We start from the raw sequence: 24,791 nt of genomic DNA, 5'->3' as shown, positions 1-24,791 counted from the left end.
GGGCGGCGCGATTCCCCGCGACGCGCAGGTCCACAAAGGACGCGTCACGGAGTCCGGTGCGTGCCGCGCGGCAGGCACCGGGAGCGCGAAGACACGAGGATCACCTCGGACCGCGGACGGGAGACGACGGCGACGCGCACGGCCGGCTCCCTTCGTTCGACGCGATCTTGGACTCCGGGCAGCGTAACGGCGGATTTCCGCGCCGCCAACCGGATTTCCGCCCGGAAACGCCGAAGGCCACCCCGGTCGTCCGGAGTGGCCTTCGGCGTTTAGCGACGGATCAGCTCGGGTCCTGGTCCAGCTGGGTGGCCTTCACCGCGTTGGCGACCTGGGTGCAGTCGTCGGTGGTGATGCCCGCCGTGCCCGCCTTGGCGAGCGCCGCGCAGGAGGAGTTCAGGGCTTCACCGACGTCCTTGAACGTCGCGCTCGGGGTGAGCGTGTTCTCGACGCCCCACCAGATCTGGACGGACTTGTCGAGACCGAGACCGCGCACCGTCTGGTTGTTGAACGTGTCGCCGTCGGTGATCAGGTAGTCGGTCTTGTTGACGACGCCGTCGTTGATGTGCTCGTCCGGGTTGTTCGTCTGCCAGCCGGGGCCGTTGACCATGTCCGGCTGCGGGGAGAGCGACGAGCGCGGGTCCTTCATGTTGCGGATCGCGCCGAGCGACGAGCCCGCGCCGAGCAGCCAGCGGTTGTCGCCGGTGTCGTTGGGGTCGTTCGAGGTGATGCCGATGAACTTGCCGAAGACGTCCGACAGGCCTTCGTTGATCGAGTCGGCCTGGCCGCCGCTGAGCCCGGAGGTGTGCTGGGTGACGCCGTGGGTGAGCTCGTGGCCGGTGATGTCGTCGGTGGTCACGCCTTCGCCGAAGGCCATCTGCTCGCCGTCCCAGAAGGCGTTCGCGAACGGGCACTCGCCGTCGACGCAGATCCGGACGGTGCCGCGCAGCGCCTTGCCGGTGCCGTCGGAGAAGTCGGCGCCGATCAGGTTCGTCAAGTCGACGCCGACGTACTTCTGGTAGAAGTCCGAGGCCTGGCCGAAGAAGTCGTAGACGTGGTTGACGTCGGCGACGCTCGACTCGGCGCCGCCTTCCTTGCGGGTGACGTCGAACGAGGTGCCGCAGCGCACGGATTCCGTGCTGCCGCTGACCACCTTGTGGTTCGCGTCGCAGACGTCGCGGTTGGCCTCGCGCACCTCCGACCACGAGGTGAGGACGTCCGCGGTGCCGGCCTTGACGACCTCGGTCCACTTGTCGTTCAGCTTCTTGCCGTGCACGGTGACCTGGTAGGTCGGCACCGCGACGCCGTCGCCCTTCGCGCCGCCGAGGGTGGCGTCGTACCAGTACGCGCGCGGCGCGTCAGCCCTCAGCGTGGCCGCGGCGAGGCCGGTGCGCTTCGCGACGTCCGCGATGGCGGCGTCCGCGGCGCCTGTCGCGGTGGCCGGGAACGCGCCCGCCGTCTTCTTCGTCGTGCGGCCGTGGGTCGCGAGGACCGCGCCGGCCTTGTCGCGAATCTGGACCAGCTGGCCGCCGAACACGGGCACGTCGCCGATCTCCTGCTGCGACCGCACGACGCTGCCGAACGGCATCGCGAGGGAGTTCAGCGCCTGCATCGACGGCTGCGCGATGGTCGCGTAGGCCGGCGAGCCGGTCGTGAGCAGCGAAGTCACGACGACAGCCGCACTCACCGCCGCCGTCCCTGCGATGACCCGTTTGCGTGACACCCGGTACACCTCCGTGGAAACTTGATCACCTGACGTGAAGTCCGTGCAGGTTCACATGCCCCGAAGGTGTCGCACACCGGTCGAAAGTAGGTAACCGACCAAGTGTGGTCCAGAAGTCGGTAGTTAATCACCGACATTTCGGACGCCGGGCGTTCTCGAAGAGGCATCACGCGTGTCCAGAAAGGCATGATGCGTGATTGGCGGGGCATCACCCGTGATTGGCGGGGCATCGCGCTGATGCCCGTCAAATCACGCGTGATGCCCTTCGGATCACGCGTGATGCCCCTCGGATCACGTGAGATGCCTGGTGGCACACGGTCAAGAGGCGGGTGGGGCCACCACCCGGAGCTGGAGCATCGCCGCGAAGCGCGCTTCGGGGTCCGTCATGTCGAAGCCGCCGACCTCGGCCAGGCGGCGCAGGCGGTACCGGAACGTGTTGGGGTGTACGTGGACCGCGGCCGACGCGGCGATGACGTCGCCGAAGGCGTCGAGCCAGGCTCGCAACGTCTCGACCAGGTGGGCGTGGTGCTGCTCGTCGTAGTCCAGCAGGCGCGCGACCGGGCCGGTCGGGCGGTCGCCGCGGGCGGCGACCAGGTCCTGCAGCTCCAGCAGCAGCGCCTCGACGTGCACGTCGGCCAGCGACGCCACCCGGCGTCCCGGACCACTGCCCGACCCACTGCCCGACCGCAGCACCCGCAACGCCCGGTCCGCGCTGTCGCGGGCCTCCGGCAGCTCGGCCGCGCTGCGCGCCACCGGCCCGATCCCGACCACCGCCCGGACGCGGTCGCCCACCCGGTCCAGGAAGTCGTTCGCGATCCGGAGGGCGCGGCGCTCCCCGTCGGCGTCGCGGGTCACCGGCACCAGCCCGTACGCGGTGTCTCCGACGAGCGCCGCCGCGCAGCGCGGGTGCACCGCGGTCAGGTGCATCGCCAGGCCGTCGGCCAGCCGCTGCCGTTCGGTGGCGAGTTCGGCGTCTTCGGCGCCGTTCTCGAGCACCGCCAGCGCCAGCACGACGACCGGCTGGTCGGCCAGCCCGAGCCGGCTCAGCGCCTCCCGCGCCGCCGCGCCGCCTTCGAGCGCCGTGCTCACCAGGTCCGCGCGCAGCCGGCGTTCGACGTCGGCCCCCGCCCGGACGCGCAGCAGGTGCAGCGCCACCAGGCGGGCCGCGTCGCAGAGGGCCTGCGTGCGGTCGGGCGTCAGCGGCTCGCGCACGGCGGCCCAGATCGAGCCGAGGATCTCGTCGCCGGCCCGGACCGCCACGGCGACGCGCGGGATCGTGAAGCCGTCAAGGCTTTCGGGCGGGCGGTCGACGTACACCGGCTGGTCGCTGCGGTAGAGCTCGCGGAACACGCCGCGGTCGGCCAGCATCCGGGAGAACCGCTCGGGCACCTGCCGCCCCAGGATGGTCTCGACCCGCGACGGGTCGGCTTCGTCCTGGCGGCCGGAGAACGCGAGCACACGCGAACGGCGGTCCTCGATGGTGACAGGGGCGTCGATGAGCGCCCCGATCGCGTTGGCGACGGCGAACAGGTCGCCCGAGGGCAGCCCGGCCAGGGTTTCGGGCTGGGCGTCGCCGACGTCGCCTTCGGCCAGCAGCGACCGCAGCATGGCGGCGAGCTGGGCCCAGGACGCGCCGCGCGCCAGGGCCAGCAGCGCGACGCCGGTCTCCTCGACGGCGGCGGTGATCGCCGCGGTGACCGTGACCGGCGCGCGCAGCACGAGCCCGGCCGCGTCGTGGCGGGCCAGGGTCCGCAGCTGGCGCACCACCTCGTCCGGTTCGGCGAGGCCGACGCCCAGCATCAGGGCGTGCTGGGGCAGGGCGGGCTCGTCGAAGGGGTCGTGGATGGCGACGCCGCCGATGCCGCCGGGGCGGTCGCCGTCCCCGAGCACGAGGTCCAGGAGCGTGCCGCCCAGGTCGTCGAGGACGCGGCCGAGGCTGGCGTGCGGGCGCAGGTTCACCGAAACGAGCACCTCCCGAAGCTAGGCGCGAGAACATCAGCCTAGTTCGTCCGGCGGCACGAAATCAGTATTCGTTTTGGTCGTCTGCGACGAACTCCTCCCACCAGGGGATGATCCGGAAGGAGGCGTCGCCGAGCCCGCGGAAGACGCGCCCCGCGACCTCGGGTTCGTACCCGCTGTGGCGCCGGGTCTCCCAGACGTAGAGCGGGAGCCCGCCGGGCACGTCCGGCGCCTCGCCGAACCGCTCGGTGACGAGGACGACGCGATCGTGCCCGGCCGGGCGGGCCGGGGTGCCGCGGAGGTCGGTGGAGTGCCAGCGGATCAGGGCGTGCAGCGGCGACTCGTCCGGGTCGAGCGGGAACCGCCCGCCGCCGAGCACGGCGAGGTCGGCGGCGTCGCACCGCTGGGCGAGGGCGATCCCGAAGACGATCCGGGCGTCGCTGCCCGGTTCGACGACGACGAGGGTGCGCCCGCCCAGCCGCGGGACGGCACCGAGGCTGTGCCGGGCACCGGCGGCCAGCGCGGGTTCCCACCGCCGGCTGTCGACCGCACCCCAGGCGGCGGCGTACCGCAGCGGCCCCAGCCCGGAGGCGCGGACTTCGGCGGGATCGGCAATCCGCGCGGCGACGGCCATGGCGGTCTCGAACCCGATCCCGGCGGCGTCGAACCGGCGCAGGTGGACGAGGAGGAGGGTGAGGGGAAGGTGCGGGATCAGCGGCTCCAGGCGTTCGCGGACGCTCGGGTCGGCCACCAGATCGGACACGGGCAGGGCGGCGACGAGGGTTCCGGCGTGCGACGAGGTGCCGGCTTGCCGAAGCCGGGCGAGCAGTCGCCCGGGTGGCGGATGGCCATTACCCGACCGAAGCCCGGCGAGGACCTGCATCGGCCCGACCGCCGTCGCAAGATCGATTGCTGTCCCGGCAGCTTGGCTCACCGGCAGTCGCTCGGGCGAAAGCGCCCGGCTGAGCGGATTCGCGATCCCCGGCAAGCGCCCCGAGCCCGCCCAGCTGCGCACCAGCGGCAGCGTCGCCGGGATCGTCCGCACCTTCCCGTGCCGCCGGGCCAACGCGTGCCGGAACAGATCGCCCTGCTCACGATCCCGGGCCCGCGGGTGGACCAGCCTGATCACCTCGCCGAACCGCAACGGCCGCGGTGTCCCGATTCCGCCGTAGCGAGGCAGGTCACCACGAACGAAGCCCACGTCGAAGTGGTGACCACCGTCGTCGTACGCCACCAACGCCGGCTCGTCGTACAGGCGCGTCACCGCGTCCGCCACTGCGCGCTTCACCGGCTTCGGCAGCGACTGCCCGTGCTCCGCCGCCCAATGGGCCAGCAGGTGGCCCGGGTCGTCGGCGCGCTGCAGCACCGAGGCGATCACCTGGCGCGACACCCCGTGCTCGCCCCGCTCCAGCCGTCCGGCCACGAACGCCGCCGCTCCGACCAGGGCCGGGTAGCGCATCGGGGTCGCCGTGCGCAGCCAGCGCAGGAAACCCGGTGCCCACGCCGGATCCGCGCGCCGCAGCAACGACACGTAACGCTCCCGGGCCGGGCGTGGCCAGGCGAAGAACGCGTCCTCGTACGCCACCCTGGCCAGCACCAGCCGGTACAGCTCGTCGATGACCCGCCCCTCCCCCGTGCCGGGCCCGCGAGCGAGGAGAACCGAGACCCGGATCGGCTCCGGGCTGGTCGTCGGCGGACGGTGAGGAGCACGCGCGGCACCCCTCCACTCGCTCCGGATCGCGACCCACAGCCACGCACCGGAACTCCTCGCTCGCGGGCCCCGCGAGCGTAGCGGCGGGGTCCGACAAAAACGCGGCTAGATCACCTTCGCCGCCACGTTGTAGGCCTCCACCAGCAACCGGGCGTTCGGCACGCGCCGCCGCGGCTCGACGCGGACCGTGCGGCTCTCCCCCGGCAGCAGCCAGAAGTAGTTGTCGCCGTAGCGGGTCGGCAGGACGCGGTCGGTGCCGTTGCGCTCGCGCAGCGACAGCCGGATCATCGCCGCGACCGTCTTGCCGTCGTTGCGGATCGTCGCCGTGTACGCGTCGCCGTCGGCCTTCAGCGACGACGTCAGCCGCGCGCCCGGCAGCTGGTTGAGCGCGCGCATCGCCGTGTCGCCGCGGTAGCGCCAGTACGTGTTCTCCGACAGCACCGCGCCGCGGGCGTCGGTCAGCGTCAGCCGCAGCAGGTGCAGGTCCGGGTGCGCGGCATCGAACGGCACGGTGAACGCCGTCGCGCCGACGTTCGCCGCCACGTCGAGCTTCTGCTGCTGTGCCGCCCCGAGGCCGGCGCCATCCGAGGAAAACAGCCGCGCGGTGACCGTCACCCCGCTCAACGCGGCCGGCGTGTGGTTGACGACCCGGACCTGCCACGTCGTCAGGTCGGCCTGCACGTGCCGGGCTTCGCACCCCTTGCGCGCGCCGTAGTAGCTGCCGTTGACGTCGAGGTCGTAGTCGTAGGTCTGCCAGACCGTGCTGTGCCACGCGGGGTGCGACATCCACAGCAGCACGCCGGTGGCGTCGGCCCACAGCCGCGTGTTCCAGGCCTCGAAGATCGCGCGCATGCTCTCGTAGTTGACGAACTGCGCCTTGCGGCAGAACTCCGCCAGGCTCGTCGACGGCGCGAGCCGCGCGTCGATGGCCGCCAGGTAGCTCTGCGGCGACTGGTTGCCGCCCGTGGACCAGTCGTGCAGGAACCACGGCGCGCCGATCGGCCAGCCCGGGTCGTCCTCGCCGACGAGGTTGCGCATGCTCTCGACGACCGACACGGTCGGCAGCCCGATCTCGCTCCAGAACCCGTACTTGCCGCCGGTCGCCTCACCCGTGAAGTACCGCTTCGGGTCCTGCCAGTAGTAGGGCCCGTCACCGGTGATCACGCCGCCGGCCGAGTTGCCCTGGTAGAGCAGGTCCGTGTTGTCGTGGACGATGTCGCGCAGCGCGTTGTCGATGGCCGGCGGCGGCGTACCTTCGTTGCAGCCGAACCAGACCGTCGCGCACGCGTGGTGGCGGTAGCGCAGCACGGTGTCCTTCGCCTGCGCGAGGAAGATGTCGTGGTTGGCCGGGTCGGTCGACCAGCCGTCCCAGAACTCGTTCCACAGCAGGATGCCGTACTTGTCGCAGGCGTCGAACAGCTCCTGGCGGTACGACGAGCCCACCCAGTTGCGGATCAGCGTGAAGTTCATGTCGCGGTGCATCGCGACGACGGCGTCGGTCCGCTCGGGCGTCATCCGGCGCAGCAGCTCGTCCCAGCCCCAGCTGCCGCCGCGGGCGAAGATCTTGACGCCGTTGACGAGGAAGGTCAGCGGCTTCGGGCTGTTGTCCACCGACGCGGCGTCGGTCCACGTCTCGCCGTCTTGCGACACCTGGATCTTGAACGTCGCCGCGTAGGCGGTCTCCCAGGTCAGCACGACGCGGTCGAACGCCGTCGCGGCGCCGAGGTCGACCTGCAGCCACTGGTTGTCGTCATAGGCCGACGTCCAGCGGGTGTTCGGGTCGCCGTCGAAGGCCCGCTCGGGCGGGTTGCCGTCGGCCACCGACAGCGACGTCGCGGCTTTGCCCTGGGCCAGGTCCGTCCCCGCGTTCGCGCTGTCGACCACGGACATCGTCCAGAGCGAGAAGCCCCAGCCCGTGGCGCGCTTGAGCCCCTGCATCCGGACGAACCGGGCATTCTGCGGCGCGAGGTCGACGGACTGGGTCGCCCGGCCGTCGGCGATGACGATCGGCAGGTCGTACTGGTAGCCGATCTGGCGCAGGCCGATCTTCGACGTCCGCCGGTCGCTGGTCGCCGCGCCGATCGCGGCGGTGAGCGTGAGGTCGTAGAGGTTCGGGTCGCCGTAGCCGTTGGGCCACCACAGCTTCGGGTTCTCGACCTGCTGCGCCGGGAACACGACGTCGGTGGTCTGCCCGGCCGGGACGGTGACCGTGGCCGACACGTTCACCGGGCCGAAGGCCGCGCTGACCTTGACGCGCTGGGCCGTCGGCGCGACGTTGCGCACCGGCACGGTGAGCGTCACGACGGCGGTGGCGGCGTCGGGCACCTTCGTGTCGACGCGGACGTCGCCGAGGACGGCGGCGCCGGTCGAGTGCAGGCGCACGTGGTCCCAGATGCCGGACGCGCGGTCGCGCACCGCGGGCATCCAGTCCCAGCCGGACACCGCGAGGTAGGTCGGCGAGTTGTCGAACATCGTGCTGCCGGCGTCGACCCAGGAGCTGCCGTTCGGGCCCTTGTCGCTGGGGCTGCCGGGCCGCGGCATCGGCGAGATCTTCACCGCGAGGGTCTGGTCGCCGGTGCGGCGCAGGGCGGCCGTGACGTCGTAGGCGCCGCGGCCGAACGGGTGGCTCTGGGTACCGATTTCGGCGCCGTTGAGCCAGATCTGCGCTTCGTGGTTGACGCCGTCGAATTCGAGCCAGACGTGCCGGCCCGCCGAGGTGTCGAGGCCGCGCGGGAGTGAGAAGCGGCGGCGGTACCACCAGGCGTGGCGCGACAGCGCTTCCGGGACGTGGAGCTGGTTCATGCCGGAGACCGGGTCGGGCAATTGACCCTGTTCGACCAGCGACGCCAGGACCGTGCCGGGAACGGTCGCCGGGAGCCAGCCCCGGGTGTCCACAGTGGACCCGGACAGTGCCGTGCCGTCGCCGGCCGGCGCCCAGTCGTCCATCGTGAGGACCCAGCCGGACTCGAGCGGCACGGTGCCGTCGGCCGCGACGGAGAGCGCGGGCGGGTCGTCGTGCGGGCGGACCGGGAAACTGGTCCAGCCGTGCACCGCCGGCCGGTTCTGCGGGCCGGCGCCGAACACCTGGAAGCCGTTGAGGCCCAGGGGGTTGGTCGTCGAGCGGCTCGACGCGGTGAAGCGGACCCAGCGCGCGGTGACGGCGGTGAGCGGGATCGTGACGACGCCACCGGTGCCGGCGTCGGTGTGGTGGACGGTGCGCCAGGCCCGGCCGTCGCCCGAGACGTCGAGGTCGAACGCCGTCGCGTAGCTGGACTGGATCTCGAAGCCGCTGGTGTGGCTGCGGGAAGCGGTGCCGTCGAAAGCCGGGTCACCGGGCCGGGCCTCGAAGGTCAGCACGACCGAGTCGATCCGGCACTGCCCCTGCAGGTCGACGACGATCCACTGGCCGTCGCCCGGGGTGGCGCGCCAGCCGGAGCCCCTGACGCCGACCTGGGCGAGGCCGTCGACCGCGAACTCCCCCGGGGTGGCGGCGTAGTCGGTCGAGGACACCTGCACCGGCCGGAACAGGGCCAGGTCGGTCGTCGGCGCCCGGCCGTCGGCGGCCACGGGCGACGCGGACGCGACCCCGGGCAGGACGGCCGCGAGACCGAACCCGGCCAGCAGCCCGGTCCCGGCGGTCAGGAGGTGGCGCCGCGAAACGGCGGCCACCTCCGCGGGCTCGACATCCGCGGTGATGCCGTACTCCTCCGCCATGCGAACTCCGATCTGAAAGCGGCGGCCGGACCTGGCGGGGTGGCGCCGTGAAGAGGGATGACAACGTTGCCAGGAAGCTTCCGCCGCGCGCGCCGGAAGCGTCAAGAAGACAAGGCAGACAAGAATTCCGAATACTTGACATCGTTGTCTCCGGAGCCTTCGGCGTGCCCCGCTGAGCGGTGCCCGTTACGGTTGCAACGGCTGCGCAACGAACCGATCCAGGAGGTCCGATGGTCCAGGTCGAACGCACCGTCACCGTGCGCGCGCCGGTCGCGCGCGTCGCGGAGTACCTCGCGGACTTCGCGCACACGGAGGACTGGGACCCGGGCACGGTGACGTGCACCCGCACGGACGCGGGTCCGATCACCGTCGGCGCCGAGTGGCACAACGTGTCGGAGTTCCGCGGCCGCCGGACGGAGCTGGACTACCACCTGACGCGGCGCGACGCCGGCCGCGTGACATTCGTGGGCCGGAACAAGACGGCGACCTCGACCGACGACTTCGGCCTCTCCGCGGGCCCGGACGGGACGACGGTCCGCTACCGCGCGACGATCGTGTTCCACGGCTGGGCGAAGCTCGCGAGCCCGCTGCTGAAGCGCGAGTTCGAACGGCTCGGGGACGCGGTGGCGCCGGAGCTGACGCGGGTCCTCGACGGGCTGGCGTGAAGCCGGAACTACGCCTCCGCGTGCGCCACGGCCAGCTCGACCGCCGAGGCCAGGTCGTCGACCCTGGCGAAGCCGCGGTCGCCCAGGTGCTCCCAGCCCGGCCCCGCCATGCCCACGACGCGGCCGAGGTCGCGCACGCGGGCGGCGAGCAGGTCGTCGGCCGTCGGGGCCGCCAGGGACCACAGCAGCACCAGCACCGGGTCGAGGCGCGCCGCCAGGTCGGCGACCGTTTCGGCCGGCACCAGCTGGCCGAGATAGGCGACCGGCACCCCGGCCTCGGCCAGGGTCGCGCGCAGGGCCTCCATCGGCAGGGAGTGCCGTTCGGCGGGACAGCACGCCAGCAGGACCGGCCGGCCCGGGACGGCCGCCGGGAAGCGGCGGCTGAACCGCTCGTACGCCAGTGAGATCTCCGTCGTCAGCGCCCATTCCGACCCGAAGCAGACGTCGCCGCGCTGCCAGCGGTCGCCGAGGCTGCGCAGGACCGGAGCGAGGACTTCGGTCCAGGCGGCGGCCGGGCCGAGCGTGCCGAGGGTTTCGTCGATCAGCCCGGCGACCGACGCGGATCGCAGCTCGTCGGCGGCGTCCTCGAGCTCGCGCACCCGGCGGGCCGGAGGCACCTCGGGCGGGCCGGCGGACGAGTCGCCGAAGGCCACGGCGGCGGCCTCCCGCACCGGCATCCCCCGGGCGACGAGCCGCTGCATGTGCTGCAGCCGCCGGACGTCGGCGTCGGAGTAGCGGCGGTGCCGTCCGGAAGCCGGGGCCGACGGACCGATCCCGTACCGCGCGCTCCAGCTGCGCAGGGTCACCGGCGAGACGCCCAGCAGCGCGGCCACCTTGCCCGGCGCCCAGGCACCCGTCTCGATGTTCTTCGGTTCCACCGTTCCCCTTCGCCTCGCTCGCCGCAGCTTAGCGACGACGAGGCCACCTGACCGGCAGGGACACCGTGGCCGCGCCCGGCGCGGAGATCGCCGGCCGGGTCTCCGGGACCGCCCGGCGGAGGTCGGCGAGGGGACGACCTCCGCCGGGACGCCGCGGGACACCGCCGCCACGCGGTGGAACCGGACCCGGAAATCCTGGGCCGGCCGAAGCCCGGAGGGCGGCCCACAGGGGACGCGGCGGCGGGGCGTCGACCTGCCGCGTCCCCTTCGGCGCCGCCCGGCGCCGGGGGATCCGGCCCGCGTCAGCCGGATCCGGACGGCCGCGGGGTGTGGCAACCCGCCACGGCCCGCCCAGTCGCGGGCGGAAGGGGTGCTGCACAGTCAAGCTATACCCGTCTGCAACGCTTGTGCATCGTTATCCCTCGGATGCCGCAGCGATTCGCCCCACCCGGGCGAGTGAACCCGGCGTGCGGTGGGTACTTCGCCGGGCAGGAGGGCCCCGATGACCGAGAACCGCACCCAGCCCCGCTTCGCGACGACGACCGAAGCGGGGGTCGTGATCGTCCGCTGCGCCGGCGACCTCGACCTGGCGACCACCACCCGGCTGCGCGACGCGCTGCTGGGCCCGTTCCGCGGCGACGCGACCGCGGTCGTCGCCGATCTCACCGAGACGACCTACTGCGACTCGACCGTCTTCAGCGTCCTGGTCGAGTCCTACCGCGAGGCCGTCGCGCTCGACATTCCGTACGCCATCGCGGCGGCCCGGATCGCGGTCGCCCGGCCCCTGGCCATCCTCGGCCTGGACAGCGTGCTGCCGCTGTACACCGGCGTCGCCGAAGCGCGCGCCGCGGTCACCGGGGATCCGTCCGTCCGCATCTCCTGAGCCACGACCACACCTCCCTGAAAGCGGCAGAGGCCGCACGGCGGTCCCCTGGTGGCCTCGGCGGCCTCGGGCCGCCTCGATCGGGTGGATCGGCGGGCGCCCGGCACGACCGGCCGCTAGCGTCCGCCCCTGGTAGTCCACAGTGGACAGGGAGGTTCCGTGCGCGCGACCCATGCCGCCCTGGCGGCGCTGGCGGCCTGCGGGCTCGTGGTGCTTTCGGTACCCGTGCTGCGGTCCGCGCACGCCGACCCGCTGCCCGACGGCCTCGGACCGTGCGTGCCCGGGACGTGCCCCGATCCCTACCCGCCGGTCGGCAACCACCCCTTCGCCGGGCGCGACAACGGTGTCAACCTCTACGTCGGCGGCAGCATGCGCGTCACCGGCAGCGCCGCCGAGGCGGAGGGCCGGGTGGTCGTCGGGGGTGACTTCACGCTGCGGAAGACGTCCGGGTCGTCGATCTACAACGTCGGCGTCGCCGGGGTCGGCTCCCGCGTGCCGCCGCCGGACGGTGCCGACTACCTGACCGTCGGCGGGGACCTGACGGTCGCCGACCAGCAACGGCTCGACGCCGTGGGCGACTCGGCCGGCGGCGTCGTCCGCCACGCCAAGACGGTCACCGGCACCGTGATCGGGAAGCTCGTGCACGACACCGACGCGATGCAGCCGTACGCGGGGCTGCGGGGACGGCTCAACGCCGCGAGCAGGTGCTACGCCCGGGCCACGACCACCGGGACCGCGGTGAACCAGGGCTATCAGACGCTCTTCACCGGCGACGGCAAGGCGAAGCTTCAGGTCTTCACGATCGACCAGGACATCGCCGGGCCGGGCGGCGGCACGCAGGGCATCGCGTTCGCCGGCATCCCCGCCGGGGCGACGGTGCTGGTCAACCTCACCGGCCGGGCCCGGACGATCAACACCTACAGCGGCGGCGTCGAGGACAGCGACCCGCTCAACGCGCTGCGCCCCCGCCTGCTGTGGAACTTCCCGGCCGCGGCCACGGTCGGCCTCACCGGCAGCGGCATGTTCCAGGGCAGCGTGCTCGTGGGCAACCCGGCGGGGACGACCACCGTGACGCTGCCGGGGACGAACGGCCGCTTCTTCACGGCGGGCGACCTCGTCCACGGCTCGAGCGCCGGCCAGGGCAGCGGGCAGGAGTTCCACGCGTACCCGTTCGTCGGCGACCTGCCCTCGTGCCGGGACGAGCCCGAACCGACCACGACAGCCCCGACGACCACCACCGGAACGAGCACCACGGCGCCGACCACCAGCACCTCGACCACGACGACCACAGCCGGGCCGACGACGACCACGGCATCGCCGACCACCTCCGAGCCGGCCACCACCACATCCGAGCCGTCGACGACAGCGACCACGAGCGAGCCGTCGACCACGACCCCGACCACCACCGAGCCGTCGGCCACGACCACGACGACCACGTCCGAGCCGACCACCTCGACCACATCGCCGACCACGACCGAGCCGTCGACGTCGACCACCACGACCAAGCCGTCGACCGGCACCACCACCGCCACGAGCGGCCCGGCCACCTCCACCACGACCTCGGCATCCTCGACGACAGCGGCCACCCCGGCCCCCGCACCCACCACCCCCGGCGGCGGCAGCGGCCGCCTGCCGGACACCGGGATCGACCTCGGCCCGATCCTCGGCCTCGGAGCCCTGCTCCTGACCGGCGGCATCGCGCTCGTCCTGGTCACCACCCGCCGGAAGGCGCCCTGACCACCCCGTCCACAGTGGACCACGCTGCGGGCCCTGCCGGGCCGTGCCACCATCGGGTGAACCCTGGCGGGGCCGGCGGACGTGATCCGGGTGTAGCACCCCGGTAATACGCCGTCGTTACGGTGCCGGGCCATAGCAGTCGGACAGCGGGCGGTCGTTCCGCGAGGTGGGCAGGTGCTTGCGGAAACGGACGCGGAACGCACGACCGCGGAACAAGGGAACGCGCCCGGCCGGTGGCTGCCGGTCTTCGGGGCGGTGCTGGGCGCCGTCGTCTTCCTCGTGGTGCGCGGCAGCCTGACCGACGACGGCTACATCACCCTCGCCTACGCGAAGAACCTCGCCGTGCACGGCGAGTGGGGCCTGATCCCGGGCTCGCCCGCGAACTCCGCGACGTCCCCGCTGAACGTCCTGCTGCTCGCCGCGCTCACCCTGCTCACGCGGATCGCCGGCGACCCGCACCCGGTGATCGCGCTCGGGATCCTCACGGTCCTGTGCGGCGGCACGCTCGGCTGGGCGTGGCAGCGCATCGGCCGCACCCTCGCGCTGCCGCCCGCCGCCGGCGTCCTCGGCGTCACGCTGGTGCTGCTCAACCCGTTCGTGCTGTCCGCGATCGGGTTGGAAGTCCTGCTGATCCCGGCGGTGCTGCTGGTGCTCACGGTCTTCGCGCTCGAAGGCCGTCCCCTGCTGTTCGGCGTGACCGGCGGGCTCGCCGTCCTCACCCGGCTCGACCTCGTGGTGTTCGTGGTGCTGATCGCGGTGAGCGCGCCCGCGATCCGCCGCCGGCTGCTGCCCGTCACCGGCTGGGCGGTGCTGACGGCCGCGCCGTGGTTCGTCGTCAGCTGGGTCGCCTTCGGGTCGTTCGTGCCGGACACGCTGGTGATCAAGCAGACGCAGGCCGGGCTGTTCGCGCCGTGGACCTACAGCACCGGGCCGGTGATGTACTACGTCGGCTGGCCGGTCACCGTGCTCGTGTCGTTCGTCCCGGCCCTGCTCGGCGTGGTCGCGCTGGCCGGGTGGGCGGCCGCACGGTTCGGGGTCCGGTGGCCGGAGTTCCCCGCGCTCGGCCCCCTCGCCGCACTGGCCGGCGGCGGGATCCTCTACTACGTCGCGTATTCGTTCCTCGGGGTCGGGCCGTTCCACTGGTACTACGTCGCCCCGGTGACCGCGGCGAGCGCGTTCGCCGTCGCCGCGTTCGGCGCCTGGTCGACGCAGGCCCGCGAACGCCCGGCGTTGCGCGGCACGCCCCCGGCCATCGCGCTGGGTCTCACCGGCCTGCTGGTGCTGGCCGGCGCCGCGGTCGACGCCGCGCAGGGCCTGCCGTGGAAGTCGCCGGTGATCTTCGGCAACTGGGCCAGCTCCACCGACTACGCCCGTGTCGGGACCGAGCTCGGCCCCCGGCTCGCCGGGGCCGCGGTCGCCAGTCCCGGCGAGATCGGCACGCTCGCCTACTTCTGCGAGTGCGCCATCATCGACGAGTTCTCCGACCGCGGCCACGCGGTCGAGCTCGTCGGGAAGCGGATCGCGACGGCGAACCCGCTGATGAGCCTCGCGCTGCGGGTCAACTACCACTGGCTGGACACCTCGGTCACGCCGCGCAAGCCGGACTACCGGCTGCAGTACGCCCAGGGCCCGGCGACCGGACCGGACAGCTGGCAGGTCCGGTCCGCGGCGAAGGGCGTCGGCCACTTCACCCTCACCCGAGAGCCGTGATCTCCGCGCTCATCTGAGCAGTGACCGAAAACTCCGAAGATTCCCCTGGACGCCAGACTGCGCCACAGGCCGGGGAGGCCATAGGGTTTCGGCATGAAGGTCGGCCTGCTCACCCGGGAATACCCGCCGGAGGTCTACGGCGGCGCCGGGGTTCACGTGGAGTTCCTCGCCCGGGAGTTGCGGTCGCTGGTCGATCTCGACGTCCACTGCTGGGGCGCGGACCGCCCGGACGCCACCGGCCACACCGATCCGCACGGGTACCGCCAGCCCGCGTTCACGACCATGGACATCGCCGTCTCGATGGCGAACGCCCTCGAAGACCACGACCTCGCGCACAGCCACACCTGGTACGCGAACCTGGCGGGGCACCTGGCGAAGCTGACGCACGGCATTCCGCACGTGGTCACCGCGCACTCGCTGGAGCCGCTGCGGCCGTGGAAGGCCGAGCAGCTCGGCGGCGGCTACCGCGTCTCGTCGTGGATCGAGCGTGAGGCCTACGAGTCCGCGGACGCGATCATCGCGGTCAGCGGCGGCATGCGCCGCGACGTCCTCGCGGCCTACCCGGCGGTGCCGCCCGAGCGGGTCCACGTGATCCACAACGGCATCGACACCACGCTCTACCGCCCGGACCCGGGCACGGACGCACTCGCGAAGCACGGCATCGACCCGACCCGGCCGTACGTGCTGTTCGTCGGCCGGATCACGCGGCAGAAGGGCGTCCCGCACCTGGTGCGCGCGGCCGCGTCGCTCGAGCCGGGCACCCAGCTGGTGCTGTGCGCGGGCGGCGCGGACACCCCCGAGCTGGACGCGGAGTTCCGCGGGCTGGTCGCGGAGCTGGAGAAGACGCGCACCGGGGTCCGCTGGATCCCGGAGATGCTGCCGCGTCCCGAGGTCGTGCAGCTGCTCACCCACGCCACGGTGTTCGCCTGCCCGTCGGTCTACGAGCCGCTGGGCATCGTGAACCTGGAGGCGATGGCGTGCGGCACGCCGGTGGTGGCCAGTGACGTCGGCGGCATCCCGGAGGTCGTCGACGACGGCCGGACCGGATTGCTCGTGCACTACGACGACCAGGACCCGCGAGGGTTCGAGGCGGGCCTGGCCGCCGCGCTGAACGAGGTGGTGGGTTCCCCGGACCGGGCCGCCGCGATGGGTACCGCCGGCCGCGAGCGCGCGGTCGGCGAGTTCGGCTGGAAGGCGATCGCCGAGCGGACGGTCGCCCTCTACGAGGCGTGCGGGAGGTCGTCGTGAACACTGGAGCGGACGTGCTGGGCATCGTGCTCGCGGGCGGCGAGGGCAAGCGGCTGATGCCGCTGACCGCCGACCGCGCCAAACCCGCCGTGCCCTTCGGGGGTGTGCACCGGCTGGTCGACTTCGTGCTGTCGAACCTGGTGCACGGCGGGTTCCGGCGGCTGTGCGTGCTGACGCAGTACAAGTCGCACTCGCTCGACCGGCACATCTCGACGACGTGGCGCCTCTCGGCGCTGACCGGCGAGTACGTCACGCCGGTGCCGGCGCAGCAGCGGCTGGGCCCGCGCTGGTACCAGGGCAGCGCCGACGCCATCCACCAGAGCCTCAACCTGGTCTACGACGAGGACCCCGAGTACATCGCGGTGTTCGGCGCGGACAACATCTACCGGATGGACCCCCGGCAGATGCTGGAGGCCCACATCTCCTCGGGCGCCGGCGTCACCGTCGCCGGGATCCGGGTGCCGCGCGCCGAGGCGAGCTCGTTCGGCGTCATCCGGACGACCGACGGGCTGATGATCGACGCGTTCATGGAGAAGCCCGCCGACCCGCCGGGCCTGCCCGACTCCCCCGAGGAGTCGTACGTGTCGATGGGCAACTACATCTTCACGACGAAGGTGATGCTGGAGGCGCTGCACGCGGACGCCGAGAACGCGGCCTCGCACCACGACATGGGCCGCGACATCATCCCGGCGCTGGTCAAGTCGGGCGAGGCGGCGGTCTACAACTTCAACGGCAACGTCGTGCCCGGCGAGACCGAGCGCGACCACGGCTACTGGCGCGACGTCGGGACGATCGACAGCTACTACGAGGCGCACACCGACCTGATCTCGACGCACCCGATCTTCAACCTGTACAACCGGAAGTGGCCGATCCTGGCGCACCCGGGCCAGCGCGCGGCGGCGAAGTTCGTCGAGGGAGGCTCGGCGAACCAGTCGATCGTCAGCAACGGCTGCATCATCTCGGGCGCGCAGGTCGTGGACTCGGTGCTCTCGCCCGACGTGCTCGTGGAGCAGGGCGCGGTGGTCCAGGGGTCGGTGCTGCTGGACGGCGCCCGGGTGGGCCGCGGCGCGGTGGTGCGGCGGGCGATCCTCGACAAGAACGTCGTGGTGCCGCCGGGGGCGCACATCGGGGTCGACCTGGCCAGGGACCGCGGGCACTACCACGTCAGCGAGGGCGGGATCGTCGTGCTCGGCAAGGGAGAACGCGCGATCTGAGGGCCGCGGCTCAGGACTGCGAGTCGACCCGCGCCAGGCGCTCGATCACCTGGCGCGGGTCGATGCCCCAGCGCTCGGCGAGCTCCGAGATCGTGGCGCCCGCCGCGTACTCGGCGGCGATCATGCTGTTCACGACCCCTGCCACGTTCCACTCCTCGACCGTGCCTGCGCATGCGCGGGACATGCTACATGTTCGCTGCGGATGTCGAACAAACCGCCTCAGGTCAGCGGGCGGCGACACCGCACGCGATCGCCGCCGCCAGGAACACCGCCGCCAGGACCGCGGCCCACACCACGCCCATCGCCGCCGCGAGGTAGGCCTGGGCCGCCGAGACCACCGCGTACGTCACGGCCAAGCCGCGCCACGCCCGCCCCTCGCGCGCGCCGGTCCTCCCCCGCCGCCGAAAGTGATTCAGCGTCCTGATTTCTCCGGTTCCCCCGGCGGATTCTTCGTAGTCGCCCGTGCGCGCGTGGCGCTGAACACCGCGTCGAAGATCGGCGTCGGTTCCCCGTCGTCACGCTTCGGCCGCTCGTCCCCCGGACTGCGCTTTTCCTCTCCCACGCGCCCAGTTTCTGCGACGGCGGCCGATTTCGCTCGGGCAGCACGGAAAATCGCCCGGCCGGGGGATCACCCGCACGGCGCGCGTTTTCCCGTCGTTTTCGCCCGGCGGCGAATAGGCGGGTGGCGCACGCTGCGGATTTACCCTTACCTCATTTCCGGTGGACATCGGGAATAACCCCGGGGTGCCGCGGGATTGCACCCGGCATGAAAGCTGTCGTCTACCGCCGCCACGGCGGACCCGAGGTGCTGTCGGTGTCGGAGCGGGCCGTCGTGGACCCGGGTCCCGGCGAGGTCCGCGTCCGGGTCGTCGTGTCCGCGGTCAACCCCACCGACTGGAAGGCCCGCGCCGGCCGCGGCGCCGAGGCCGGGACCGAAACCCCCGACACCGTCCCCAACCAGGACGGCGCCGGGGTCGTCGACGCGGTCGGCCCGGACGTCACCGGGCTCGCGCCCGGCGACCGCGTGTGGCTGATCCTCGCCGGCACCCACGGCCCCGAGGCCGGCACCGCGCAGGAGTACACCGTGCTCCCGGCGGCGAAGGTCGTTCGCCTGCCCGACGCCGCCGGCTTCGACGAAGGCGCCGGGTTCGGTGTCCCGGGGCTGACCGCGCACCGGGCGCTGACCGTCGCCGAAGACGGGCCCACCCGGCTCTCCCCCGGCGCGCTCGACGGCCGGACGGTGCTGGTCAGCGGCGGGGCCGGCGCGGTCGGCAACGCCACGATCCAGCTCGGCCGCTGGGCCGGGGCGACGATCGTCGCGACCGTCAGCAGCGACGAGAAGGCCGCGCTCGCCCGTGCGGCCGGCGCCCACCACGTGCTGCGCTACCCCGACCCGGAGCTCGCCGGCCGGATCCGCGAGGTCGCGCCGGACGGCGTCGACCTGGTCGTGGAGGTCGCGGCCGGGGTCAACGCCGGGCTGCACACCGAGGTTCTGCGTGCGCGCGGCACGGTCGCGGTCTACGGCGACGACCGCGGCACGGGCACGGTCAGCCTCGAGTTCGGCCCGAACCTGTGGCTGAACACGCGCTACCAGTTCCTCGTGCTCTACACGGTCGGGGAGGACAAGCTCCGCGCCGCCGCCGAAGACGTCACCGCGGCGCTGGCCGACGGCGCGTTGCGGCTCGGCAAGGACCGCGGCGTGCCGGTCCACCGCTTCCCGCTCGAAGACACCGCGAAGGCCCACATCGCGTCCGAGGAGGGCGCGACCGGGAAGGTGCTGATCGACGTCACGCCGGCGGGGTGACCAGCGCCTGAAGGAGGTCGGCGAGGGTCAGGCCGGCTTCGTCGCGGTGGTCGCGCCAGCGGCCGAACAGTTCCCGCGCGGCGTCGACCGACGCGGGTGAGAGCCCGGCGTCGGCGCACGCTTCGGCGATCTCGGCCATCTCGCCTTCCCACCGCCAGGCCCGCCGGCCGGCGGAGGTGATCCCGCCGGGTGCGCCCAGCGGGGTGTGCGACAGGACGTCGGCGGCGAGCTCACGCAGCTCGCCGCCGACGCCGTAGCGCTCCGCCAAGGCGTGGGACTGCGCGGCCAGCGCGAAGGTGAGCTTGTTGTAGGAGGCGAAGGCGAGCTTGAGCGCCGACGCCGTCCCGACCGGGCCGTCCAGCACCACGGGCCGGAGATCGGTGCCGGCGAACAGGCTTTCCAGGGATGCGACGGCGGTCGCGGGCCCGGACAGGTAGAGCCGGGTGGTCCCGGCCTGCCGCGGCGGCGGGCCGACGATCCCGCCGTCGGCGACGGTCGCCTTGTCCAGGATCCGCGCGATCTCGGTCGCGTGCCGCGGGCTGATGGCGTTGGCGTCGAGGTAGACGCCGGTGAACCCGGCGACGCTCCGGGCGACGTCGAGCGCGGCGGCGGGCGGGCAGATGCTGAGGATCACGTCGCACCCGGCGAGGTCTTCGGCTTCGGTGAGCCCGGCGTCCTCGGCTCGGCGGCGCGTCGCGGGGCCGCGGCCGGCGGGGAGCCAGGAGGTCCGGATATCTCGGGCGGTGAGCACCGCCCCGACAGCGGCGCCCATGGCTCCGGGATGCAGCAACCCGACGGAAGTCTTCATGCTCCCTTCCTACCGTGGTCGTGAGTGGGAAACAGGGTTAGAACACTGTTTCTCACTCACGACCGGCTCAGCCCGCGCTCACCCGCAGCCCGCGGCGCAGCGCGTCGACCTCGTCGGCGAACATCCGGCGGGAGATCGCCGCCGTCTCGACCATCCCCGACCCGTGGAACGTGCCCGGGTAGTGGCGCAGCTCGGTCGCCACGCCCGCGTGCGCGAGGCGTTGCGCGTACTGGATCCCCTCGTCCCGCAACGGGTCGAACTGGCACGTCGTGACGAACGCCGGCGGCAACCCGGCCAGATCCGCTGCCCGGGCCGGCGCGGCGTACGGCGAAACGCCGTCGCCGCCGGGTTCCGCGTCGAGGTAGCTGGTCCAGCTGAACACCGCGTTCGGCTGGTTCCACAGCGGCGTGTCGGTGTACGCGCGCATCGACGGCGTGTCGAGCCGGTCGTCCAGCTCCGGGATTCCGAGGTACTGGAAGCAGAGCGCCGGGCCGCCGCGGTCGCGGGCCAGCAGCGCCACCGCCGCCGAGAGGCCGCCGCCCGCGCTTTCGCCGCCGACGCCGATCCGCGCCGGGTCGATGCCCAGCTCCGCCGCCTTGGCCTCGACCCATTGCAGGGCCGCGTAGCAGTCCTCGACCGGCGCCGGGAACGGGTGCTCCGGCGCCAGCCGGTAATCGACCGACACGATCACGATGCCCAGCTCGTCGACCAGCCGGAGCAGCGACGCGTGGAACATGTCCAGGTCGCCGAGGACGAACCCGCCACCGTGGATGTAGAGCAGGCCGGGCACCGCGCCGGTGCGGTTCGCCGGGGAGTAGACGCGCACCGGGACCTCCGGCGCGTCCGACGGCCCCGGCACGGTCGTATCGCGGACGTCGATGGGGTTCGCCGGCTCGTAGGCCGGCAGGACCTCGCCCAGCTGCCCCATCGAGGAGCGCGCGGCGACCAGGGCCTCGTAGTCGGTCAGGGTCACGGCCGGCAGCATGTCCAGCCAGGGCACCAGCTCGGGATCGATCGCGTAGGTCATGCCCCGATCTTGGGCCGCCGGAGGTGGTCCCGGCCACCGCCACGCGGCGGGCGTTGCCGCTCCGGAGCTCGCCATCCGGCGGCGGCCGCGCCTATCGTGACGGCATGAAGGGGCTGCTGCTGCGCCTGTCCGGGCTCGACGCCGACGCCGAGAACGCCGTGCGGGTGATCGGGTTCTTCGATCGCCTGATCACCGGCCACGCCGGCCTGGACGCGCTGGTGGGCAGCACGGCCGAGCTCGCCGGCTGCCCGGTCGGCGTGCACGCGCCCGGACAGGGGCTGTCGCTGCGCGCGGAACCGGGCCACGGCGTCACGACGGCCGGCACGGCGCCGGCGGGAGCGGCCGTCCGCCGGCTCGAGGGCGGCGTCGAGGTGTGGGTGGCCCGGGGCGGCGCACCGGCTCCGCTCGACGACATGCTGCTGGAACGGTTCGCGATCGCCACCGCGATCCTGCTGGAGCAGGGCGGAGTGCCGCGGCCCGAGCTCGGCGACCCCGCGCTGGTCGAGCTGGTGCTGTCCGAGGACGCCGGGACGGCCGAGCGGTCGCGGGCCCTGCACCTGCTGGGGATCTCCCCGGCGGCCCGGTTCCGAGTGCTGGCGGGCACCGGCGTCGACGGGCTCGCCGGGCGTGCGGCGCAGCTGGGCGGGGTACGCGCGATCCTGCTGGACGCCGTGCCCGGCCCGCTTCCGGACGGCGGCCGGGCGGGCATCGGCCCGGAGCTGCCGGCCATCGACGCGGCCCGTTCCTGGGCCGCCGCCCGGACGGCGCTGCGCTTCACGGCGGGTTCCGAGCCGGTGGTGTGGTGGGACCGGCTCGGCAGCTTGGTCGCGTTCGCCGGCCGGCTCGACGGGCCGGACCTCGCCGAGCTGCCCGACGTCCGAGCGCTCGACCGGCTCGCGGCCGAAGCCCACGGCGACGACACCCTGGCGGCACTCGACGCGCTGTGCGCGACCGGCTCGGCCCGCAAGGCCGCGGCGGTGCTGCACCGCCACCACAGCACGATGCCGGCCCGCTTGGCCCGCGCCGAAGCGGTCCTCGGCTTCGAGGTCGACTCCCCTGGGGGTCGGTTCCGGCTGCACCTCGCCCTGATGCTGAGACGGCTGCGGGACAACGCTTCGGTCAGCTGACCGTCCTTTGAGGACGCTCGGCCGAGTGCTTGTGGCAACTTGGGCGAGTTTGCCGGCGCAGCTATGCGGCGGTGGACCAGCCACAACCTCAGCTGACCGTCCTCAGTGGACCCCGGAGCAGGTCCTCCGCCGCCCCGGCCCACTCGGGGTGGTCGAAGGCGAACCCCGCGTCCCGGAGGCGCCCGGGGACCACGCGGCGGCTCTTCAGCAGCAGCTCCGTGTCCGAGCGCAGCACGAACGCCCCGATCTCCGCCATCCACCTCGTCGCCGGCAGGCCGAACCGGACCCCCGCCGCCTCGCGCAGGGAGCGCAGGAAGTCCCGGTACGGCAACGGTTCCGGGGCCGCCAGGTTCACCGGGCCACTCAGGTCCTCCCGCGCGATCAGGAAGTCGATCGCGCGGACCAGGTCGTCCTCGTGGATCCACGACAGGTACTGGGCCCCGCCCGCGACGGGGCCACCCAGGCCCAGCCGCGTCAGCCGCAGCAGCATCGCGAACGCGCCGCCGGGCTCCGGGCTCATCACCATCGCCGTCCGCAGCGCCACCTTGCGGGTGTGCGGCGTGTTCGCCACCTCCTGCTCGCGCTCCCACGCCCGGGCGAGGTCGACGCTGTAGGCCCAGTAGGCGGGCGCGCCCGGTTCGCCGCCGCCGAGCACGCCGGTGGCTTCGTCGTTCGGGGCGTCGAACCGGTGCGCGTAGATCGTCGCCGTGCTCATCTGCAGCCAGACCCGCGGCGGCCGCGCGGCCCGCTCGATCGCGCCGCCGACGACCCGTGCCGAATCGATCCGCGAGTTCCACATCTCCCGCAGGTTCGCCCGGGTGTACCGGCAGTGCACCGACCGGCCGGCCAGGTTGAGCACGACGTCGCCGCCGTCGATCTCCGCCGTCCACGGCCCCGCCGCCCGCCCGTCCCAGCGGACGTGGCGCACCCCCGGTTCCGGCGGGACGTCCCGCCGGGTCAGCACGACGACCTCGTCCCCGCGTGCGGCCAGCCGGCGGCTCAGCACCCGCCCCAGATGCCCGGTGCCACCGGGTAGCACGACCTTCATGAAATCCCCCTTCACGGTCCGCCCACCCCACGGTACCGAAAGAGTTGAACACGTTCAAATATTCTGGGCACCGGCCAGGACGTCGTCGTTCCGGGCCCGGGACGCCCCGGGCGGGCATAGAGTCGGCCGATGACCGCTGCAGCCGCGCCGCCGATCGTCACCGGGGTGGACGGGTCGGCCGAGTCCCTGGACGCCGTCCGGTGGGCCGCGCGAACCGCCTGCCTGCGGGACGCGGCCCTGGAGATCGTGCACGCCCTCGACGTCCCGGCCCTGCTCACGGGCGGCGTCGTGCCGCCGCCGGAGGAGATGGTCGACGCCCTGCGCGCCCGCGGCCGGCGAGCCCTGCGCACCGCGCGGGAACTGGCCGCCGCGCAAGGGGTTCCCGGCGCGACGACCCGGCTCGACCCCGACCGCGCCGCACAGGCGCTGATCGAAGCGTCCCGGGCGGCCGCCCTGCTCGTCGTCGGCTCCGCCGGGCACGGGCGGCTCACCAGCCTGCTCGCGGGCTCGGTCGCCGCGGCTGTCGGGACCCACGCGCGCTGCGACACCGTCGTCGTCCGCGGGGACAGCTGGGACGAGCCCGGCGCGGGCGAACGCCCGGTCGTCACCGGCATCGACGGCAGCGAAGCCGGCACCCGCGTGCTCGCGGCGGCGCTCGCCGAAGCCCGCGTCCGCCGCGCACCGCTGGTCGTGCTGCACGCCTGGACCGACGCCCCGCCGCCGCGACCCGACCCGCGCTGCGTCGCCGAGGCCGGGCGCCGGCTGCTCGGTGAACGGCTCCACGACCACGACCTCGGCGACCTCGCGGTCGAGCAGGTCGTCGTCCACGCCCACCCGCGGCGCGAACTGATCGAGCGCAGCGGGTCCGCCCAGCTGGTCGTCCTCGGCGACCGCGGCCGCGGCGGTTTCCCCGGACTGCTGCTCGGGTCCACCGGCCAGGCGCTGCTGCACCACGCGGCGTGCCCGGTCCTGCTCGTCCGCACCGCCTCCGGAGGGAAGCGGGACGGAAGCCCGATCCGGCAGGATGGCCCCGACCGAGAGCGAGGGATCAGATGAAGACAGTGGTGCGAGCCGGGCTCGTCGCGATGCTGGCCACGACGCTGGCGGCCCGGGCCCAGGCGGCGACCGTCAAGCAGGTCACGAGCGTCTGCCACGCCGGCGGGTTCAGCGGGACGTTCACGCTGCGGTACGAAACCTCCGGCGGCTACCACCACCCGCTCGGCTCGATCACCACGTCGGGCCCGTACATCGGCGACTCGGGCACGCAGTCGTTGCGGATCTCCTACCAGGACGGGCTGGGCACGCACACCGTCTACACCCGGATCGGCCCGGCGACGAACGGCACCGCGTCGCTGCCGGCGGGCCTCGCGATCCCGGCCACCGCGCGGGGCACCGCGGCCACGACGTTCGACAACGGCACGACGTCCTGCGTCGCCACCGTGCCGATCACGTAGGCGTCACCGGGCCACCGAGGACCCCCCTGCCACCAGGACCGCCCGCTCCCGGCCCCGCACGCGGGCGGTCCTGCTCGCCGTCGC

The 24,791-nt window shown here is 73.3% G+C and carries 20 protein-coding genes; 10 read left to right on the top strand and 10 right to left on the bottom strand.

Going from position 1 to position 24,791, the window contains the following annotated elements; genetic code table 11:
- Positions 1–280: 280 nt before the first annotated feature.
- The 4 genes from AA23TX_RS18715 to AA23TX_RS18700 form a co-directional block, all read right to left on the bottom strand.
- Complete coding sequence (locus AA23TX_RS18715; RefSeq protein WP_155543785.1) at positions 281–1,684, bottom strand: M4 family metallopeptidase; 1,404 nt, start codon at positions 1,682–1,684, stop codon at positions 281–283.
- A gap of 354 nt (positions 1,685–2,038) precedes the next feature.
- Positions 2,039–3,691, bottom strand: a complete 1,653-nt coding sequence (locus AA23TX_RS18710) for a PucR family transcriptional regulator (RefSeq protein ID WP_230862559.1) — start codon at positions 3,689–3,691, stop codon at positions 2,039–2,041.
- 52 nt (positions 3,692–3,743) lie between these two features.
- On the bottom strand, positions 3,744–5,276 hold the full coding sequence (locus AA23TX_RS18705) for a hypothetical protein (protein WP_155543784.1): 1,533 nt from the start codon (positions 5,274–5,276) through the stop codon (positions 3,744–3,746).
- 219 nt (positions 5,277–5,495) lie between these two features.
- A complete protein-coding gene (locus AA23TX_RS18700; RefSeq protein ID WP_155543783.1) occupies positions 5,496–9,104 on the bottom strand; it encodes a discoidin domain-containing protein in 3,609 nt (1,202 codons plus the stop codon).
- A gap of 230 nt (positions 9,105–9,334) precedes the next feature.
- On the opposite strand from AA23TX_RS18700, the gene AA23TX_RS18695 reads away from it, so the two are divergent.
- A complete protein-coding gene (locus tag AA23TX_RS18695; protein WP_155543782.1) occupies positions 9,335–9,769 on the top strand; it encodes an SRPBCC family protein in 435 nt (144 codons plus the stop codon).
- A gap of 8 nt (positions 9,770–9,777) precedes the next feature.
- Here AA23TX_RS18695 and AA23TX_RS18690 read toward each other — a convergent pair whose 3' ends face one another.
- Positions 9,778–10,647: a MerR family transcriptional regulator gene (locus tag AA23TX_RS18690; protein WP_155543781.1), complete on the bottom strand. Its 870-nt coding sequence runs from the start codon at positions 10,645–10,647 to the stop codon at positions 9,778–9,780.
- 502 nt (positions 10,648–11,149) lie between these two features.
- On the opposite strand from AA23TX_RS18690, the gene AA23TX_RS18685 reads away from it, so the two are divergent.
- The 5 genes from AA23TX_RS18685 to glgC all read left to right on the top strand — a co-directional run bounded on the left by AA23TX_RS18685 (position 11,150) and on the right by glgC (position 17,439).
- Positions 11,150–11,530, top strand: a complete 381-nt coding sequence (locus tag AA23TX_RS18685; protein WP_155543780.1) for an STAS domain-containing protein — start codon at positions 11,150–11,152, stop codon at positions 11,528–11,530.
- A 159-nt stretch (positions 11,531–11,689) separates the two neighbouring features.
- Positions 11,690–13,267 carry a choice-of-anchor A family protein gene (locus tag AA23TX_RS18680; protein WP_155543779.1) on the top strand — a complete coding sequence of 526 codons (1,578 nt, stop codon included), beginning with the start codon at positions 11,690–11,692 and terminating at the stop codon, positions 13,265–13,267.
- 174 nt (positions 13,268–13,441) lie between these two features.
- Positions 13,442–14,977 carry a glycosyltransferase family protein gene (locus AA23TX_RS18675; protein WP_230862558.1) on the top strand — a complete coding sequence of 512 codons (1,536 nt, stop codon included), beginning with the start codon at positions 13,442–13,444 and terminating at the stop codon, positions 14,975–14,977.
- A 93-nt stretch (positions 14,978–15,070) separates the two neighbouring features.
- Positions 15,071–16,225 (top strand): glycogen synthase, encoded by a 1,155-nt coding sequence (glgA, locus tag AA23TX_RS18670; RefSeq protein WP_155543778.1) that lies wholly within the window; start codon positions 15,071–15,073, stop codon positions 16,223–16,225.
- Entirely contained in the window at positions 16,222–17,439 is a 1,218-nt protein-coding gene (glgC, locus tag AA23TX_RS18665; RefSeq protein ID WP_196425373.1) for a glucose-1-phosphate adenylyltransferase, read from the top strand. The genes glgA and glgC overlap by 4 nt, the downstream gene beginning before the upstream one ends.
- A gap of 10 nt (positions 17,440–17,449) precedes the next feature.
- Here the strand turns inward: glgC and AA23TX_RS50770 are convergent, their stop codons facing one another.
- Positions 17,450–17,584 (bottom strand): hypothetical protein, encoded by a 135-nt coding sequence (locus tag AA23TX_RS50770; RefSeq protein WP_277875400.1) that lies wholly within the window; start codon positions 17,582–17,584, stop codon positions 17,450–17,452.
- A 79-nt stretch (positions 17,585–17,663) separates the two neighbouring features.
- Positions 17,664–17,789, bottom strand: coding sequence for a hypothetical protein (locus AA23TX_RS50765; protein ID WP_277875399.1), 126 nt, complete (start codon positions 17,787–17,789; stop codon positions 17,664–17,666).
- A 416-nt stretch (positions 17,790–18,205) separates the two neighbouring features.
- Between AA23TX_RS50765 and AA23TX_RS18655 the strand changes: the two genes are divergently transcribed.
- On the top strand, positions 18,206–19,243 hold the full coding sequence (locus tag AA23TX_RS18655) for an NADPH:quinone reductase (protein ID WP_155543776.1): 1,038 nt from the start codon (positions 18,206–18,208) through the stop codon (positions 19,241–19,243).
- On the opposite strand, the gene AA23TX_RS18650 is transcribed toward AA23TX_RS18655, so the two are convergent.
- Together AA23TX_RS18650 and AA23TX_RS18645 are read right to left on the bottom strand one after the other, a co-directional pair.
- Entirely contained in the window at positions 19,227–20,051 is an 825-nt protein-coding gene (locus AA23TX_RS18650) for an NAD(P)-dependent oxidoreductase (RefSeq protein WP_155543775.1), read from the bottom strand. The genes AA23TX_RS18655 and AA23TX_RS18650 overlap by 17 nt on opposite strands.
- Before the next feature lie 67 nt (positions 20,052–20,118).
- Positions 20,119–21,078, bottom strand: a complete 960-nt coding sequence (locus AA23TX_RS18645) for an alpha/beta hydrolase (protein WP_155543774.1) — start codon at positions 21,076–21,078, stop codon at positions 20,119–20,121.
- A 104-nt stretch (positions 21,079–21,182) separates the two neighbouring features.
- Between AA23TX_RS18645 and AA23TX_RS18640 the strand changes: the two genes are divergently transcribed.
- A complete protein-coding gene (locus tag AA23TX_RS18640; RefSeq protein ID WP_155543773.1) occupies positions 21,183–22,205 on the top strand; it encodes a helix-turn-helix domain-containing protein in 1,023 nt (340 codons plus the stop codon).
- A gap of 88 nt (positions 22,206–22,293) precedes the next feature.
- On the opposite strand, the gene AA23TX_RS18635 is transcribed toward AA23TX_RS18640, so the two are convergent.
- Positions 22,294–23,253, bottom strand: coding sequence for a TIGR01777 family oxidoreductase (locus tag AA23TX_RS18635; protein ID WP_155543772.1), 960 nt, complete (start codon positions 23,251–23,253; stop codon positions 22,294–22,296).
- 129 nt (positions 23,254–23,382) lie between these two features.
- Between AA23TX_RS18635 and AA23TX_RS18630 the strand changes: the two genes are divergently transcribed.
- Positions 23,383–24,309, top strand: coding sequence for a universal stress protein (locus AA23TX_RS18630; protein ID WP_155543771.1), 927 nt, complete (start codon positions 23,383–23,385; stop codon positions 24,307–24,309).
- On the top strand, positions 24,306–24,707 hold the full coding sequence (locus AA23TX_RS18625) for a hypothetical protein (protein WP_155543770.1): 402 nt from the start codon (positions 24,306–24,308) through the stop codon (positions 24,705–24,707). Before AA23TX_RS18630 ends, AA23TX_RS18625 begins: the two co-directional genes overlap by 4 nt.
- Positions 24,708–24,791 lie beyond the last annotated feature (84 nt).

Origin of the sequence: Amycolatopsis camponoti, assembly GCF_902497555.1 — a bacterium.
Lineage (GTDB): Bacteria > Actinomycetota > Actinomycetes > Mycobacteriales > Pseudonocardiaceae > Amycolatopsis > Amycolatopsis camponoti.
Note: the sequence above shows the minus strand (reverse complement) of the source record. Positions and strands in the feature narration are given on the sequence as shown.

Coding starts and splice junctions, on each gene's coding strand:
- AA23TX_RS18700 (WP_155543783.1), bottom strand. CDS start 9,104: ATGGCGGAGGAGTACGGCATCACCGCGGATGTCGAGCCCGCGGAGGTG.
- AA23TX_RS18695 (WP_155543782.1), top strand. CDS start 9,335: ATGGTCCAGGTCGAACGCACCGTCACCGTGCGCGCGCCGGTCGCGCGC.
- AA23TX_RS18630 (WP_155543771.1), top strand. CDS start 23,383: ATGACCGCTGCAGCCGCGCCGCCGATCGTCACCGGGGTGGACGGGTCG.
- AA23TX_RS18645 (WP_155543774.1), bottom strand. CDS start 21,078: ATGACCTACGCGATCGATCCCGAGCTGGTGCCCTGGCTGGACATGCTG.
- glgA (WP_155543778.1), top strand. CDS start 15,071: ATGAAGGTCGGCCTGCTCACCCGGGAATACCCGCCGGAGGTCTACGGC.
- AA23TX_RS18635 (WP_155543772.1), bottom strand. CDS start 23,253: ATGAAGGTCGTGCTACCCGGTGGCACCGGGCATCTGGGGCGGGTGCTG.
- AA23TX_RS18625 (WP_155543770.1), top strand. CDS start 24,306: ATGAAGACAGTGGTGCGAGCCGGGCTCGTCGCGATGCTGGCCACGACG.
- AA23TX_RS18655 (WP_155543776.1), top strand. CDS start 18,206: ATGAAAGCTGTCGTCTACCGCCGCCACGGCGGACCCGAGGTGCTGTCG.
- AA23TX_RS18650 (WP_155543775.1), bottom strand. CDS start 20,051: ATGAAGACTTCCGTCGGGTTGCTGCATCCCGGAGCCATGGGCGCCGCT.
- AA23TX_RS18685 (WP_155543780.1), top strand. CDS start 11,150: ATGACCGAGAACCGCACCCAGCCCCGCTTCGCGACGACGACCGAAGCG.
- AA23TX_RS18640 (WP_155543773.1), top strand. CDS start 21,183: ATGAAGGGGCTGCTGCTGCGCCTGTCCGGGCTCGACGCCGACGCCGAG.